Raw genomic sequence first — 15,647 nt, 5'->3', positions numbered from 1 at the left:
TTTATTACTTAGATTTATCAAAAAAAACACTTCTCAACTGTTGATATCATTAACTTATACCCATTTACAAATTGTTTAGTATATCCAGGATATGAGACCTGGAGACGTAATATATTACGTCTCTACCATTACCATAAACACGATTTCTCTTTGGCATTATTTTTTAAATTGGTATTACGGGTAACTTTTCATAACCCAGGAATGTACTAGTATTGGCTACTTTGGGATATTTACCCAAAATATTCTGAGCTAAATTTCCAGGTAAAATTGCCATGATAATTAGCTTGAAAATAGCTTTATAAATAATCGGTTTGATTAACATTGAAACATCATAATAAATAGTGTTAAACAAAAAGCGTATGATGTGCCAATTTTTTTGTTGACCCGGTAATACATCTAAGGATTTATAACTTAAATATTTATAGAGATTACCTAAACTGTCACGTTTGAGATGCTGATATGATTGAGCTTTGCTATGGGAAAACGCCCTTTCTATAACTTTTAAATTCGATTTTTCTAACCCTATAATATTTGATGACATGGAATTACTCCGAATACGATAACGTATTTGAGATTTAGTCACCACTGCAAATTGATATAGTTGAGCAAGACGTATCCACATATCTGTATCTTGCGCATTTGTAAGACTTTCATCAAATCCACCAATACTTATAAATGCTTCCCGACGCATCATCACATTGGAACCGCTACCAATAAAATCATCTAGTAATAATTGGGGATAAACATCACCATTCCATCGGGGATAGGAACAGTGACGAATTATTTTACCTTGTTCATCAATACAATCTGTCCAGCTATAAACAACGGCTGCATCTGGATTTTCAATTAGGGTTTGAACTTGGTCTGCTAGCTTATCTGATGTCCATAAATCATCGGCATCTAAAAAGGTGATATATTTACCTTGAGTGTGGTTAAAACCACGATTGCGATTAACAGCGACATTGGCCGGTTTATAATTAAAAACCTGAATCCGTGTATCTGTAAATTCCCTGATAATTGATAATGTTCTGTCGGTGGAGCCTGCATTAATAATAATGAGTTCAAAGTCTGTAAATGATTGATTTAAAACGCTGTTAATTGTTTCTTGAATGGTTTCCTGGGCATTGTATACAGGAATAATTACGGATACTTCTGGCATTTAATTATTTTTGAATTACTAGTAATACATATATGAATATTAGTAGATGTGATATATCATTATTAGACGCGATATATCATTATTAGACGCGATATATCGCGTCTCTACAAGTAAAATTTATCTGTTGGATTTTGGGAAATTGGTATTTTTTTGATAATTAACTACTAACAGACTATAAATAATAATGTGCTTTTAATTCAATTATCATCAGTGAAATTGCAGAGATTTTTAGTTGACTGTTAATGACTTGTGAAAATAATTATGAAGACGAATTTTCCATGTATAAAAGGGACTAAGGAGGGAACCGAATAGACGTTCAAATTCACAAGCAATAACCAGATTTTCTGAGATTTCCTGACGATTGCGTAACCAGTAGATGAGGAGTTTACGGAAATCATTGACTAAATATATTACCAATCCTAGAGGACGCTTCCATGCAGGAATTAATAACATACGTAAATAGTAACGACTTAAACCAATTCCCCGCATAAGTTTAGTTAAATAATCTCGTTGTAATCGCCATGCTGGAATCACATGCTGAATTTCCATTGCTGGGTTGTACCAAATTTCCCAACCGTGGTTGTGAATATGTAGTAATGCTTCTGCGTCTTCTGCACCAACGAATGATTTTGCAGTTCTACCGATAAATAATAGTTGTTTAGGAACCGATTCCAACCAAGCTTGACGACGGATGACAATTCCTGCTCCCGGTGGAACACCCTTTTGCTTGGGTTCGTATCGCAGAGGTTTTTCACCACGTTCGGTAATTGCTAGATAGAAGAGGATTTGTTTTAACTCTTGATCTGGTTCCGTTGCAAATAAACCGTGGATTTGACTGGCGATCGCACCCGCTTCTGGATGTTCCGTAGCAAAATTATAGGCTGCTGCAACCCAATTACTTGCAGGAAGGTTATCATCATCCAAAAAACCCACCCAAGGACTATCAGCTTCATTGACTGCGCGATCGCGTGCATAGGCTAATCCCTGTTTCCCTTCAAATACATACCGCAATCTAGCGCTTCCTTGCCAACTTTGTTGATATGCTTGGATCACCTCAGCTGTGCGATCGCTGCTATTATTATCAACAACGATTATTTCCCATGATATATTTTCCACTCCGGTTTGATGTTGGAGTAAGTCTAAAACTTGACCTACCCTCTCCGCACCGTTGTAAGTGGTAATGGCAACTGTAATGTCAAAAAGCATGGTTTGGATATTCAGACACATTCAAATTTCTATAGTTAGTGTGCCCAAAGTTACTTAGATATTTCATGGGTTAGGAAGAAAAAACAGAATTGCTTCCTAGTTAAGAGTCCCGAAACTTCCCCTTCTAGGGGTAGGATGGACATGTAATCACTAAATGCCAAGAAATAATAATCAGGAGCTTTGGGAATGACCGCAGGATTAGACCCCACAACCCTCATGAAACAAGAGGTAGGCAAAGCCGCAGCTGCTTTGGTAAAATCAGGGATGATTGTGGGTTTAGGTACAGGTTCAACAACCGCCTATGCAATTCAATATATCGGCGAAAGGCTGAAATCAGGGGAATTGCAGGATATAGTTGGCATTCCGACTTCCTTTCAAGCGGAAGTTCTAGCGAAAAAATATGGTATTCCCCTTGTCACCCTGGATGCAATTGACCACATCGATATTGCCATTGATGGTGCAGATGAGGTTGACCCCCAAAAAAATTTGATTAAGGGTGGTGGTGCTGCTCATACACGGGAAAAGGTGGTTGATTATTTGGCGAATCAGTTTGTGGTGGTCGTTGATAGCGGTAAATTAGTTGCTAAATTAGGGTCAGTATTTGCTGTCCCTGTGGAGGTGATTCCGATGGCGATGACTCCGGTGATGAATACGCTAACCAAATTAGGAGGAAAGCCGGAATTGCGCATGGGTGTGAAAAAGGCTGGACCAGTAATTACTGACCAAGGAAATATGGTAATTGATGTACGTTTTGACGATATCCCTGACCCAGTAAATTTGGAGAAAACAATTAATAATATTCCCGGAGTTCTGGAAAATGGTATTTTTGTCAACTGTGCGGATATTGTTCTCATTGGTGAGGTCAAGGATGGGAAACCTCATGTGAGGCAAATGTAATTGGATTATTCGATTTTAGATTTTGGATTTTGGATTTTGGATTTGAAAGCTCTTACAGTTACCGCAGTCCTCAATAATTTGTGAAATCTTATATGTAGGGTTGCTAACGGTTGACGGTTGACTGTTGACGGTTAATAGTCACCAGTCAACGGCACACAATTTTTCACTACTTAAATCGGATTGCTATAGTTTCATTGATTTCGATTTCGATTTCAAAGTACAAGAGAATCGATATCAAAGCATTTCCTCCAACCCTATTCTCCCTTCCCTACCCCTACAGAGAAGCTCAATTCTTGTCCAGCAATATTCGTGGAAAATAAAAGGTTTTTAAAAACCTCCTCATCTATTGAGAATAGGACTATAGCAGTCCTAAATGATACGTGAGAAGAAATCAAAGCTAGAATGCCTGTAAATTAAGGATTTTTATTTAAGTGTTTTCTCACAAATGGCACCAGATTGCTATAGTAAACTGGGAATAGCCAGTTATTGACTTTGTTCTCAACTAATACTTATACCATTCTACAAAAACTTTGACATATTTTCTTTCCCCGCATCCCCTACTCCCTCTCCAAAGTCAAACGGTACTAGAGGTTAACTGGAACCTGAACATCCAAAATATTGGATTCACAAGGATTATAGAGTTTCAAATCCGTCGAATTCCCATTAACTAAACCTGTTCGCTACTTAAATGGGCGATCGCTTGGCGAATCCATTCCTCCACATAGGCATCTTTCGCCAAACCAATATCCTCACTGACAAAGTGTAAAGCATGGCTCACCTCACTTGCCGTATACCCAAGTGCCAGTAAAGTGCTTTGGACTTCATCTAGGATACCAGAAGCAGGTCCCTCTGTGGCGACAAAGAAGCCTGCTGTTTTGCGCCATTCGATTAATTTACTCTTCAGTTCCAAACAAATACGCTCGGCGGTCTTTTTCCCCACACCTGGAGCTTGTATTAATAATTGCACATTAGCAGTGACAATTGCTTGGACTAACTCAGGTAATTCTAGGGTATCTAAAAGTGCGATCGCTAATGCCGCACCAATCCCACTGACACCAATTAAATACCGAAATAAATCCCGTTCTGCGGGGGAAGCAAACCCATACAAAAATGGTACTTCTTCCCGCACCTGATAATGGGTAAATACCTGTACCATATCACCCGAATTGGGTAACTGCTGGGCCAAACGGGCTGGTACTTGTAAATCATAACCGATTCCATTCACCTCCAAGGTGAGAATGTGACGATTACCATTACCACTTTGAACGCCAGCAACAATTCCTTTAAGATAACTAATCATAAGAACCCAAAATGGTTTAGTCCTTCGAGAATCCCCCCTGCACAAATATTTTGCGCAAGGTAGCGGTTGGGGTTGGGATTTTGATGATGCCACTGAATTAATTCCGGACGAGCATTACCAACGATAATCCCCCTGGACTCACCAGTTGCAAACAATGCAATATCATTGCCAGAATCACCACACGCAACCGTCTGTGCAGCTGCAAATTCCCACCTTTGACGGAGGAAGTGCATTGCTTGACCTTTATCACTGTTCGCCGGAACAATGTCAAGGTCAATTCCGCTACTATAGATTAACTTTATATTTAAAGCATATTTTCGCAACTCTGACTCAATTTCCGGCAAAATTTTTTCTGAATATTCCTCCTCCAGCCAAAAACTCACCTTAAACTGGCGTTGTTCTGAATCTGGTTGCGCTTTTAATTCTGGAAATTTCGCCGCCGTTTTGACAACCGTTTCCCTCTGCCAATTTTGTGCTAATAAATTAACCCACTCCGTATCTGGTGTATCGCTACCTTGCATATATATCTCCGTACCCACGGATAAAACTAATGCATCGGGTGAAATGAGTTGTTTTTCTACAGCTAATTCCTGGTATAGTTGGGGCGATCGCCCAGTAGCATAAACTATCTTGGTACCGTATTTTTGTCGATGAGCATCTAATTTTTCTTGCAGTTCCCAGCGTTGTCTATCTTCCTCTACGTCGTGATTGACAAAAGTGTGGTCTAAATCGCTCACAAATACAAATGGTGTCATTACCCCGTGTCCTAGCTGCGCTACATTAACTATTTTTGTCCACATTTAGTATAGTTAGTAATGCGATCGCCATGGGTCAAAATTATTCAAAAAACAATGCCTACTAATAGCAACAATTTCACACAACCATCATACCTTCCCCTATCACCCGAACACCAAGCCAATCCCTATGGGTTTCTCCGTCAAGCGAGACAAGAATACCCCATATTCTATAGTCCAACCCTCAGACTTTGGATTGTAACCCGTTACGCGGACATAATCCAGGTATTGAAAGATACAAAAAGTTTTTCCTCCGCCAACTCAAACCTTGTGGATTTAGAAGTCAGTCCAGAGGTGGAAGCCGTTTTAAAAGAGGGCTATCCGAATATGCCACGTCCCAGCCTTGTCGATAATGATCCACCTGGACACACACGTATCCGAGCTTTAGTCAATAGTGTACTCACACCAGCAAGCATTGCAGCCTTGGAACCTCGAATTTATGCTACAGCTAATGCACTAGTAGACGAATGGATAGATGCTGGTCGTGTTGATATTGTCTCAAAATTTGCATCTCCCCTCCCCTTGTTAATCATGGGTGATTTTTTAGGAATTCCCCGTGCAGATATTCAAACCGTTAAGAAATGGTGTGATGATTGGCTGGTCATACTTTCTGGGGGAGCACCAGTAGAACAACATGTCGAGTGCGCTCGCAGTTTTGTATCCTTACAACACTACGTCACCGATATATTAGAACAGCGCTCGGTCAATCCCCAACCAGACCTACTGACAGCTTTACTCAACGCGACTGTTGAGGGAGAAGCCAATCTTTCCCCAGCAGAAATTATTAGTTTAGTCATGCAACTAGTATTTGCGGGACATGAAACCACTGCCCATTTGATTGGTAATGCTGTAGCCTTATTAGTACAGCATCCGGAACAATTAGAAGCCTTGCAACAAAACCCTAGCTTGGCTGTAAATGCGGTGGAGGAGGTATTACGTTTTGAGTCCCCAGTACCGGGATTAATTCGTACAACCACCGAAGCTGTAGAATTAGGTGGAGTGCAGATACCAAAGGGAGCACGCTTACAACTGCTGTACGCATCAGGTAATCGTGACGAAATTCAGTTTTCTGAACCAGAAAGTTTTGACATCCAGCGTCCTCCTAACGGTAAGCATTTGGCTTTTGGGGGGGGAATTCATTACTGTGTTGGTGCTGCACTAGCGCGTTTAGAAGGGAGAATCGCGTTAGAAGTCTTGACTCAGCGTTTATCTAATTTACGGATGGTTCCTAATCAAGAAATCCTCTATTATCCGAGTATTATTATTCGGGGGTTATTAAATTTTTGGGTGGAGTGGGATACCCCATCTAGTGTTGGTACTTAGGAATTAGTAATCATTCGATTGAGGGAATCCTGACTGCATCAAACGGATTTTGCAATGACATTTGGATGTTTTTACATATTGGGGATGCTCCCGACTACACTTTCCATATTCTCCCAGGATTGGTATCCTCACAACTTCCTCAAATTATCTGCGTATAAACAAAGGTGTGAGCTTAAATGTACAAGGAAATTTTCCCATGCTGGAAACACGCGTAAATCCTCAAGTTAACCGGGATGCCAAAGAACGAGCATTAGTACTACCATTTACATCCGTTGGGATTGCAGATATTCCTTTGGTAGGTGGAAAAAATGCTTCCTTGGGAGAAATGATTCAGGAGTTAACACCTCAAGGGGTAAGGGTTCCGACAGGTTTTGCAACAACAGCCTATGCTTACCGTTATTTTATTGAGAGTGCGGGTTTGGAGGAAAAATTACGGCAGGTGTTTGCTGATTTGGACGTGACGGACATGGATAATCTGCGTCAACGGGGTAAGCAAGCACGAGCTTTAATGTTGCAAACACCTTTTCCTGCGGATTTAGAGGAAGCGATCGCCCAGAGTTATCATCAGTTATGTTTAGAATATGGTATGAATACAGATGTGGCGGTGCGTTCCAGTGCAACTGCGGAAGATTTACCGGATGCGAGTTTTGCGGGACAGCAGGAAACCTATCTGAATGTGCATGGTTTAGCATCGGTTTTGGAAGCTTGTCATAAGTGTTTTGCTTCCATTTTTACCGATAGAGCGATTTCCTATCGTCAAATTAAGGGTTTTGACCATTTTAATATAGCCCTTTCCGTGGGTGTGCAAAAAATGGTACGCTCGGATTTAGCCACCTCTGGAGTGATGTTTTCCATTGATACGGAGACAGGTTTTAAAGACGCGGCTTTGATTACTGCTGCCTACGGTTTGGGAGAAAACGTGGTTCAGGGTTCAGTAAATCCCGACGAATATTTGGTGTTTAAACCGACTTTAAAAGCGGGGTATCGGCCGATTTTAAGTAAACGTTTGGGAACCAAAGAAATCAAAATGATTTACGATGTCGGTGGTTCCAAACAAACGAAAAATGTACCCGTTTCCGAATGCGATCGCAATTTGTTTGCGTTGAGTGATGAGGAGATTTTAGAATTAGCTCACTGGTGTTGTTTGATTGAACAACATTATTCCCAAGTACGGGGAATAGACACACCAATGGATATTGAATGGGCAAAAGATGGTCTGACAAATCAGTTATTTATTGTTCAAGCACGACCGGAAACTGTCCAATCGCAAAAGAGTAAAAATGTGCTACGTTCCTATCAATTATCCGCAAAAAGTGATGTACTAATTACGGGACGTGCTGTCGGTGAAATGATAGGCAATGGAAAAGCAAGGGTAATTTTAAATGTGAATCAAATTAACCAGTTTCAACCAGGGGAAGTATTAGTGACAAACCGGACTGACCCGGATTGGGAACCGATTATGAAAAAAGCCAGTGCCATTATTACTAATACTGGTGGTCGGGTTTGTCATGCGGCAATTATTGCTAGGGAAATGGGAATTCCCGCAATTGTGGGTTGTGGAAATGCAACTCAAGTAATTCAAACTGGAGATGAAATTACGGTGTCCTGTGCGGAGGGAGAAACCGGTAAGGTTTATCGAGGATTGTTAGACTATCAAATTCAGGAAATACCTTTAGCAGAATTACCCCGCACCCGCACGAAAATTATGATGAATGTGGGTAATCCAGAGGAAGCTTTTGGTTTATCAGGACTACCCAATGATGGTGTCGGTTTAGCAAGGATGGAATTTATTATTGCCAACCAAATTAAAGCCCATCCCTTAGCCTTACTGCATTTTGATGAGTTAGAAGACGAACTAGCCAAATATAAAATTGCCGAGTTGACACTTCAGTATGCGAATAAAGCAGAATTTTTTGTTGATAAACTCGCCCAGGGAATTGGTACAATTGCAGCAGCATTTTATCCGAAACCAGTTATCGTGCGCTTGAGCGATTTCAAGAGTAATGAATACGCGAATCTACTAGGAGGAAAACAATTTGAACCAGCAGAAGAAAACCCGATGATTGGTTGGCGTGGTGCATCCCGTTACTACGACGAAAAATATCGTGAAGGCTTTGCTTTAGAATGTCAAGCCATGAAAAAAGTTCGCGATGAAATGGGTTTAAATAATGTGATTTTAATGGTACCATTCTGTCGTACTCCCCAGGAAGGTCAACGGGTTCTCGCAGAAATGGCTCAACATGGTTTGGTCAGGGGAGAAAATAATTTGCAAGTTTATGTCATGTGTGAATTACCCAGTAATGTCCAACTTGCTGATAAATTTAGCGAAATATTTGACGGCTTTTCCATTGGTTCTAATGACCTCACCCAATTAACCCTTGGATTGGATCGAGATTCGGAATTAGTCGCTCATTTATTTGATGAACGGAATGAAGCTGTTAAACGGATGATTGCCCAGGTAATTCAAACAGCAAAACAGTATAACCGGAAAATAGGTATTTGTGGACAAGCACCCAGTGACTATCCGGAATTTGCTCGGTTTTTGGTAGAATTAGGGATTGATTCAATTAGTCTTAATCCTGATTCTGTGTTGAAAACCATGTTGGAAATTGCTGACGCAGAAGCTGGTTCTTAGAGGTTGTTTAAAAAGTTATTTTTAATACTTGAATTATCGTTTTTGGGAATGGGAAGAGACGCGACATGTCGCGTCTGTACTCTCAAAGGAAAAATCAGTTTTATAACCCCATGTCCAGAGTTAGGACGATAGTCAAATAGTGATACTTGACAAACATCCTCTGAGGTTAAAATCGGGTTTTCAGCGTTACTAAATCCTGATAGAAAAAAAATGTAGAGACGCGTTAGCGAAGCTCCTCTGAAAGAGGCTATATCGCGTCTCTATAGGGGTTTTACACATCCGACAAATGAATTTCATCCATCAAATCAGCAACGCCAGATTTTGATAAAAAACATCTATAACCATCCTATTTCCAGGATGAAAAATATCAGTTTAACTGTTGATGTTTAACTATCAACAGTGAACAGTCAAAAATCCGGAATGTCAGATTTTACACATCTTCCCACCAGACTAATTTATAATTGATGGTAATTTGCAAAAATGCTTAACAAATATCAGCATAAAATCACTGTTTTATGGAATGTTTTTCTATTAGGAACACTATTCCATACCCAATTAGCTTTAATACCATTATTTCATGGTTTAAGTGTTGCCCATCCTAATCTACATGCCCACGATTTACAAGATATATCATTAACATTGTGGCTAATGTTAATTTTCTTTACCTTGCCGATGTTAGCAATTATTGCTACTAGCTATACTCAATCTCCAAAATACCGATTAATTCATTTCTGTTTGACAGTTTTCTACTCAGTGATGAATCTCATCCATCTCATCATGGATTTAGGTGTAAAACCAATTGTCTGGTCACAAATTGCATTAATGATATTTTTATTTTTGATTGGTTTATTATTAAATATCGTTGCCTACCAATGGATGCAAGCAGGTATGCAGCACCCTCAATTACATATTCAGAAGAGTTAGAACCTGTGGGGATGACTTTTGTTGCTTTTTGCTTCACTTCACAACTTCCTCAAATTTTTACGATACAAGGTGAATATGGGATAAATCAATTGGCTCCAATTTATTCCGTTTTTGAACTATGGCTATTACCAAAAATCACCAAACCCAAGCGGAAGATTCTCCCAATTCCACCTTTGTACCACCCACCAATCTTCCCCAACCCCAGACAGGTAAAAAAATTATTCCTTGGCTGACAGGTATATTTTTTCTCACGATAATTGGCACGGGTTCAGTATACCTAATTTCCCAAATTCAAACCCACAAATCCACACCAATTGAAAATATTACTATTGCTCCCATTACAAGAATAACCGCTTCTGGACGACTACAACCGGAAGGGGAAGTGATTAAATTGTCAGTAGCCTATGCTCAAGATAGCCGCGTCAATCAATTGCTAGTGAAGGAAGGAGATCGGGTCAAAGCCGGACAAACCATTGCCATTTTGCAAGGAATCGATAAAAAACAAATGGAATTGGCAGAAGCAGAACAAAATTTGGCTGTGGAAACGGCAAAACTGGCAAAAATTAAATCAGGAGACGCAAAATTAGCAGAAATTGCAGCCCAAGAAGCAAATATTGCCCGAATCAAAGCCCAACTGACAACGGAAACCCTAGAAAAACAAGCAGCAATTAACCGTGCAACCGCCGAACTGGAAAACGCGACTAAGAGTTACAATAGATACCAAACACTACACCTGGAAGGGGCAGTGTCAACGGCGGCACTAGATGATAAACGGGAAGCATGGGTAAGCGCAGCAGCCAATCTAGAAGCCGCTAAAGCCAGACTCGCCACCACCGTATCCACCCTGCAAAAGCAAATTCAAACCGAGACAGCCATGTTGTCAAAATTAAAAGAAGTGCGTCCAGTGGATATACGGATTGCTGAGGAGCAAGTGAAAAAAGCTACCTTGCAAATTAATCGCATCAAAGCCGAATTAGACGACTTTTATGTTCGTTCACCCGTTGCGGGACAAATCTTAAAAATTAATACCCGTGTAGGCGAACAAGTCAACACCAGTCAGGGGATTGTGGAACTAGGACGCACCCAACAAATGTATGCGATCGCAGAAGTTTATGAAACCGATATCGGCAAAATTCAAGTCGGTCAGCGTGCAAGTATTATCAGCGAACATGGCGGGTTTGCAGGTACATTGCACGGAACCGTTGACCATATTGGTCTGCAAATCAAAAAACAAGATATTCTAGATGCAGACCCCGCAGCTGATAGGGATGCGCGGGTTGTAGAAGTGAAAGTCAAATTAGATGCAGAAGATACCCCGAAAGTCGCAGGGTTAACCAATTTGCAAGTACGGATCACTGTGGATATTGATCAGTAATCACAGTGGATGATGAGAAGAGTAAATCGGGAGTAGGGAGTGGGAAAAAACCACTTTCATCTCTTCGTCGCTCGATCAAAGCGTGATCTGTGTAAGCCTTTATGCATTGTGACACTGGGAACAGTCGCGACTACTTATTCTGTATCTTGAGGTAGATGCGTGTAAAATATTTGTGCAAAGATGTAACGTATTTAGCTTGGAAAGACCAATTTGCATCTGATAAATTAACGAAGTCCGATCCAAATCATGTTGATAAATGGCATCGGATTGAGACGAAATTAGTGATTAGCAAATAGTGAAGGTCATGGTTAGTATATTTTGACCATTTACGAATGGTTAAGTTACCTTAATAGAGATTGATCAACGGCATCAACTATTAAAGGTGTAGGGACCATTCTTCACAAAATTTGTCAACATACATACTTTATAGTTAAAAATTTTATTGGGTGATATCAAGTAGATTGTGCAGTGTTTCCGCTATGAAATTGCAGTTCTCCATTGATTCATTCAACAAGCAAATCCATGAACAAAACACAATTATTTTCAGTTGTCGCCCTATCTACAACCGCATTCGCAATTCCCACAGCAGCACAAGCAAATACAGCAGCACAACCGAGTAATCCTACTGCCGATGATATCACAACAGATAAATCCCAACTACCACCAGTTACTAGAGTCAATCTTAATCAAATTACGACAATACATAAACATCAAATAGCTGGACAATCCGCTACAACTTTATATATTAGAAGTATTCCCTTCCTCACATTTATCAGTGATGCCGCAAGTGATAATTCCGAACTTCAAGCAACTCAAATTGCCGAAAAAATTAATCAATTAGCCGCCAACAAAATTGATGCCAACCAAATAACTGTTAGTAGTAAAAAAGCGCATGCATCGGACGACGTGCGTTATTTTATTCGTGTCGATGGTCAAGAATTTATCGAATTAAACGCCAATACCCGTTTACCCGATACAACCGGAAATATCGCTCAAGACACATTACAAGCAGCAAATCGGATGCGTCGTTTACTGGGAAATGCTAAACCCCTCAATTCATTCCCCCATATTGCAGTTACACCATCAAATCCGATCGCATCTGCAAAACCCACACCAACTAAACCCGTAAAAGTCTCACAATCAGAAACCAAAAAAACTCCCGTTAAACCTGTTAAACCTGGTCAACAAGCGATCGCTCCCACCAAAAAAATCCTTACCCAATCACCCAAAACCACCACAATCACTAATTCCCGCGTTCGTGCAACCCATAGAGGTATGGCTTCATACTATAGCTATGAAGGTTCCAGATATCGACGCACAGCTAACGGAGAAAGATTTAACCCCCACCAATTAACAGCAGCACATCGTTCTCTACCCTTTGGAACCAGAGTTCGCGTCACGAATCTTCGCAATGGTCGTTCTGTGATAGTACGTATTAATGACCGGGGTCCTTTCACTGGGGGTCGAATCATTGATATATCTTTAGGTGCTGCCCAACAAATTGGTATGATTAGTAGTGGTGTCGCAATGGTGCAGTTAGAAGTTTTACAGTAGGATTGTGGTAATTCGTAATTCGTAGTTTGTAATATCCGCTATGGGGGTATTACAAATTACTAATTCTACGTAATAGCTCAATTAATGGTTGGGTTTTTATTTTTAATTTAAATGCTAGTACCTGGGTACGCTGTAGATTTTGAAAGTTATTATCGCTCACTAAAATTAAGGTTGGTTGACCGTTAGGAAGACGGGGACCGAGGGTTAAACCCTCAATATTGTCAAGAAATACACCTGTTTGACGTAGGTCCAGTAAAAGTTTTTTTTGTACTGGTTGAATTTGATTGATATCAACACTTTTGATACTATCAATTTTACTGATATCTGTTGCTCCTTCTAGGGAAACCTGAAATAATTGAATTGTAAAGCCAATACCAGTAAATGCACGCTCAATACTGAGAAAATGTCCCTGGTTATCTAAGGCTAACAAGTCAGGAATTCCATTGGCATATTTTCCAGTAACTCGTGCAAATCTAGAATTAACAGGGTCAGTAATATATAAAAATTCTTTGGCTGGTTGTTGGGTTGTTAAATTAAATTCTAAAATCCGACAAGGTGTTGTGGTTCCTGGTTGGACTTCTGCACCATCTTGGAAGAGGGCATTTTCTGTTGCAGTATATAAATATCGTTGGTTCGGTGTAATTGTTAAAGCCTCAAAAGCAAGATTATTTCTCACACCTCTAGTTCCATCTGCTGATGGGAGAAATTTATCTGGTATGGGTAGTGTGGATATTTCCCGTCCAGTCATTAGGGAAAATTCCTTGATAAACGGGTTGATTTTAGCAGCTACATCTCCCTCTGAAGAGATATACACACTATTGCGATCGCTTAAAGCAATTCCTTCCCCATCTATGGTTCCCGGTGCAAAGTTTTTCCCGTTTTTATCTGTAACAAAGGTGACAGCAACAGGTTGAATCCCATTTTGTGCTAACTGACCATCGCGCAAATTCAACTTGAGGGTGTAGAATCTAGCAGGTGCGCGATCGCTGCGGTCATCGGAGATTGCATAGTACTGGTCGTTTTTGTCGTCGTATGTAATCCCCGATAATCCCCCAAAGGGTGTATTCTCAAAGGTTGTACCAATCGGAAGTTCCGCTTCTCCACTAAATTCGATTCCTGTTATTTCCATTCCATAGGACGGTAAGTTGCTAATTACCAAAGCAAAAATGATAACGGGAATACAAATATATATAAATATTTTCCAGGTTAGGATTTTGGGGAAAGTCATGGTTATTAATCGGAGACGGTCGTCAGGAGACAGGATACAGGAGATGACTGATGCTGTAAATGTTACTGGAAACTATTTTTCATGGGTGTAAGTAGGAAAGACTTTGACATCAAGCAAGATTATATTTACTACTCCCTCCCGTTATTTTTGGCTTAGTCTAGTTTTATCTTTTTTTTCAGATTTTAATGAGAAAAGTTAGCGTTTGAGGTATGCTAGATGAAAGATTATTGCAGTTAGTTGGTAAATCTACTTGGTAAAGTTTAGAAGTAAGGGGGAAATGGATTTGGAGGAACAGCAGAATGTAGTAGGGGGAATTAGGGATGCGATCGCACTCCAAGATAGCGATCGCTGGGAGGTATATCGACGGTTACAGGATTTAAATATCAAATGTTGGTGTAGTTCCCATCAACCGTTGAGGGTTGAAGTTGAAAGTATTCGCGAAGTCGTCCAGGTCTGGTGTATGGTGCGTCTGGTGGTTGGTTCCCGAAGTGAATTAATTGCACGGTTAGAGCGCTGTTGGCAAATTCAAGCGGATTAGGGAAGTTAATCCTGGAAGCATCCGCAAAATCGCAAAAATCGAAATTAGAAGTCGTTTACAGGTACAAGCTGAGGGAATTATGGGTAAACATCTGTTTGCAAAAAATTATAAATCAGAATTTTGTTTAGAAGGAAAATTTATTGATTTAGTAATCAAGGATGGTTATAAACTCAAGGGTTTGATGATAGGGACCAGAGAAGGTGAATATTATGTCAAGCTTTCCAAACATTTGCGCGATCGCTTCAATTGGAACTTAGGGAAAGGGACATTATTACAAATAATCGGTACAAAAAAAGTTGACGCAGATACGGGGGTAGTCAAACTGAAAGCGGAATGGGTGATGGCTGCAAGTTCTCAAGCTGTAGAATTGGATGTACCACCAACATCCGAATCCACCCCAGCAAAAACCAAACCAGCAACAATTTTGATGTGTCAGAAATCAGATTGTATGAAACGGGGTGGAAAATCCGTCTGTGCTGCATTACAAGCAGAAATTCAGAAACAAAATTTAGACGGACAAGTACAAATCAAAGCAACAGGCTGTATGAAAAATTGTAAAGGCGGGGTAAATTTAGTAATGCCAGATAAAACCCGTCACAGCCATGTTCGTAGCGAAGACGTACCAGCATTGATCGCCAAACATTGTCTCCAAAATCCAGATAAAATCAAACAAGCGATCGCCCAGGTTGCGTAAATATAGAGACGACCCATCGG

At 40.3% G+C, this 15,647-nt stretch carries 12 protein-coding genes and 1 pseudogene; 8 read left to right on the top strand and 5 right to left on the bottom strand.

Annotated elements, in window-relative coordinates; all coding sequences use genetic code 11:
• Nucleotides 1–163 precede the first annotated feature (163 nt).
• Together CDC37_RS20540 and hpsE are read right to left on the bottom strand one after the other, a co-directional pair.
• Nucleotides 164–1,159, bottom strand: coding sequence for a glycosyltransferase (locus CDC37_RS20540; RefSeq protein WP_096624646.1), 996 nt, complete (start codon nucleotides 1,157–1,159; stop codon nucleotides 164–166).
• Between the two features lie 228 nt (nucleotides 1,160–1,387).
• Nucleotides 1,388–2,365, bottom strand: coding sequence for a hormogonium polysaccharide biosynthesis glycosyltransferase HpsE (gene hpsE, locus CDC37_RS20535; RefSeq protein ID WP_096624644.1), 978 nt, complete (start codon nucleotides 2,363–2,365; stop codon nucleotides 1,388–1,390).
• 186 nt (nucleotides 2,366–2,551) lie between these two features.
• Between hpsE and rpiA the strand changes: the two genes are divergently transcribed.
• The gene (gene rpiA, locus CDC37_RS20530; protein WP_096624642.1) at nucleotides 2,552–3,262 is read left to right on the top strand and encodes a ribose-5-phosphate isomerase RpiA; all 711 of its coding nucleotides are present in this window, start codon (nucleotides 2,552–2,554) and stop codon (nucleotides 3,260–3,262) included.
• Nucleotides 3,263–3,929: 667 nt separating this feature from the next.
• Here rpiA and ruvA read toward each other — a convergent pair.
• Both ruvA and CDC37_RS20520 read right to left on the bottom strand, forming a co-directional pair.
• Nucleotides 3,930–4,562, bottom strand: a complete 633-nt coding sequence (ruvA, locus tag CDC37_RS20525) for a Holliday junction branch migration protein RuvA (RefSeq protein ID WP_096624640.1) — start codon at nucleotides 4,560–4,562, stop codon at nucleotides 3,930–3,932.
• Nucleotides 4,559–5,317, bottom strand: coding sequence for a sucrose-phosphate phosphatase (locus CDC37_RS20520; RefSeq protein ID WP_096624638.1), 759 nt, complete (start codon nucleotides 5,315–5,317; stop codon nucleotides 4,559–4,561). The genes ruvA and CDC37_RS20520 overlap by 4 nt, the downstream gene beginning before the upstream one ends.
• 96 nt (nucleotides 5,318–5,413) lie before the next feature.
• Between CDC37_RS20520 and CDC37_RS20515 the strand changes: the two genes are divergently transcribed.
• From CDC37_RS20515 to CDC37_RS25855, 5 genes and pseudogenes are all read left to right on the top strand, one after another.
• Nucleotides 5,414–6,679 (top strand): cytochrome P450, encoded by a 1,266-nt coding sequence (locus CDC37_RS20515; RefSeq protein WP_157780804.1) that lies wholly within the window; start codon nucleotides 5,414–5,416, stop codon nucleotides 6,677–6,679.
• 196 nt (nucleotides 6,680–6,875) lie between these two features.
• Nucleotides 6,876–9,314, top strand: a complete 2,439-nt coding sequence (gene ppsA / locus CDC37_RS20510) for a phosphoenolpyruvate synthase (protein WP_096624634.1) — start codon at nucleotides 6,876–6,878, stop codon at nucleotides 9,312–9,314.
• Between the two features lie 480 nt (nucleotides 9,315–9,794).
• Complete coding sequence (locus CDC37_RS20505) at nucleotides 9,795–10,238, top strand: hypothetical protein (RefSeq protein ID WP_096624632.1); 444 nt, start codon at nucleotides 9,795–9,797, stop codon at nucleotides 10,236–10,238.
• A gap of 118 nt (nucleotides 10,239–10,356) precedes the next feature.
• Complete coding sequence (locus CDC37_RS20500; RefSeq protein WP_096624630.1) at nucleotides 10,357–11,613, top strand: HlyD family efflux transporter periplasmic adaptor subunit; 1,257 nt, start codon at nucleotides 10,357–10,359, stop codon at nucleotides 11,611–11,613.
• 951 nt (nucleotides 11,614–12,564) lie between these two features.
• Nucleotides 12,565–13,167, top strand: a pseudogene (locus CDC37_RS25855) (septal ring lytic transglycosylase RlpA family protein); the annotation flags it as partial.
• Between the two features lie 49 nt (nucleotides 13,168–13,216).
• Here the strand turns inward: CDC37_RS25855 and CDC37_RS20490 are convergent.
• Nucleotides 13,217–14,395: an esterase-like activity of phytase family protein gene (locus CDC37_RS20490; protein ID WP_096624626.1), complete on the bottom strand. Its 1,179-nt coding sequence runs from the start codon at nucleotides 14,393–14,395 to the stop codon at nucleotides 13,217–13,219.
• Between the two features lie 277 nt (nucleotides 14,396–14,672).
• Here CDC37_RS20490 and CDC37_RS20485 point away from each other — a divergent pair, with 277 nt between their 5' ends.
• Nucleotides 14,673–14,933, top strand: coding sequence for an Asr1405/Asl0597 family protein (locus CDC37_RS20485; RefSeq protein ID WP_231943131.1), 261 nt, complete (start codon nucleotides 14,673–14,675; stop codon nucleotides 14,931–14,933).
• A gap of 79 nt (nucleotides 14,934–15,012) precedes the next feature.
• Nucleotides 15,013–15,627 (top strand): (2Fe-2S) ferredoxin domain-containing protein, encoded by a 615-nt coding sequence (locus tag CDC37_RS20480; RefSeq protein ID WP_096624624.1) that lies wholly within the window; start codon nucleotides 15,013–15,015, stop codon nucleotides 15,625–15,627.
• The last annotated feature ends 20 nt before the right edge of the window (nucleotides 15,628–15,647 follow it).

Origin of the sequence: Calothrix sp. NIES-3974 (genome assembly GCF_002368395.1) — a bacterium.
Taxonomy (GTDB): Bacteria; Cyanobacteriota; Cyanobacteriia; order Cyanobacteriales; family Nostocaceae; genus NIES-3974.
Note: the sequence above shows the minus strand (reverse complement) of the source record. Positions and strands in the feature narration are given on the sequence as shown.